At 71.9% G+C, this 620-nt stretch carries 1 protein-coding gene; it reads left to right on the forward strand.

Going from position 1 to position 620, the window contains the following annotated elements; genetic code table 11:
* Positions 1 to 306: 306 nt before the first annotated feature.
* Positions 307 to 513, forward strand: coding sequence for a DUF5999 family protein (locus ACYVE9_RS30010; RefSeq protein ID WP_461031009.1), 207 nt, complete (start codon positions 307 to 309; stop codon positions 511 to 513).
* The last annotated feature ends 107 nt before the right edge of the window (positions 514 to 620 follow it).

The raw sequence follows: 620 nt of genomic DNA on the forward strand, positions 1-620 counted from the left end.
CCCGCGACCGCCCGTGGTCGCGGGGCTGCGCCGTGTGTGGCCCCGGCCGCACACGGTCTCGGGCGGGGGTCCGAGCGGACTAGTCAGGTCGGGCGGGCGCACCACCCGAATTGGTGATTCTGGTGGCGGCAACCGCCCGGTTGGGCGTTGCGTCCCTTTACGTGCAGAGGTGGTGCCGCCAAATACCTGCGGAACGACCTTCGCGGGACGACACTGGTATCCGACTCGTCAGACCGTCACGGGGGAACGATGAACGCCGCACCGCAGCAACGTACGAGCAGCACCCCTCAGCGAAAGAACACCGCCATGTGCAAGCACCAGCCGCCCTGCCCCTCAGCCGACTCCGCCGACCGGGAGGCCGCACACCTCGTGGCGCACCATCCCGAACAGGGATGGAGCCTGCTGTGCAACGGTGTCCTGCTCTTCGAGGACACCGGCGAGCTGCTGCCGAACGGGCAGGTCATCGCCCCGCACCGCCCGCCGGCGGCCAACCGGGTCACCACCGCCGTCTGAGTACCGGCCGCCGGTTCTCCACCCCTCGGCCCGTGCGGACGGCGCGCCTCGCGCAGCCGCCGTACACCGGCGGGCGCCGCGGATCCACCCACGCACCGGGACCCCGG

It is taken from the genome of Streptomyces sparsus, from assembly GCF_054776295.1.

Bases quoted from the DNA above. Each gene is read 5' to 3' on its own strand.
- ACYVE9_RS30010 (WP_461031009.1), top strand. From the start codon at position 307: ATGTGCAAGCACCAGCCGCCCTGCCCCTCAGCCGACTCCGCCGACCGG.